This is a genomic window from Bacillus sp. LR--39, assembly GCF_053613335.1.
Window position 1 is genome coordinate 1 of sequence record NZ_JBSIOT010001268.1, and the last position, 585, is coordinate 585.

Annotated in this window: 1 protein-coding gene; it reads right to left on the bottom strand. The window is 40.0% G+C overall.

All coding sequences use genetic code 11. From position 1 onward, the window contains the following. On the bottom strand, positions 1 to 585 hold a 585-nt coding region (locus ACWHAR_RS29875; protein ID WP_452088786.1), incomplete at both ends, for an alpha/beta fold hydrolase.

Below are 585 nucleotides of genomic sequence, written 5' to 3' on the forward strand. Positions count from 1 at the left end.
CTGAAATGAAAACACACGGTACTTTAATAGAAGGAACTGATGTAAAAGCATTAAACCGGTACAACTCATCAGTTAAATGTTTTTTACTGAAACGCAATCCATTGAGGAAGCTGTGCATGTTCCGCACTCCATACTCATTGCCAGTAAGCATTTGAAATAATACAGCTAGAGATTGACGATGACGGTGAGTGAATCCTCCCCTGCTTAACTCGACACAAAACCGATAGATAAGGTGCTGGATATCCTGCTTCCAAGGCGGAGCACCAATGAAACGTGTGAGAAAAGATAATATGCTGGCTTTTTTTGATTCGGAAATTTCACGAATATGTTGATAAGCAGTTGATTCTTCATCTTGCGGGTTAACAACCTGGCTGATTCCATAATACGTGTAAAATAAATCAGGACGCTGCTGCAGCACATGAAGCGCCAGTATTGATCCCCAAGAATGACCGGCTAGGTAAAGTTTTGATTTTGAAAAATGAGCTAAAAGCCATTGAGTGACTTGGATTGTATGTTTAATGAAGTGATTTATTGTCATAGAGTGATGCGAAATTCGCTTAGAATAAGAAAGCCCCGATCGTCTCT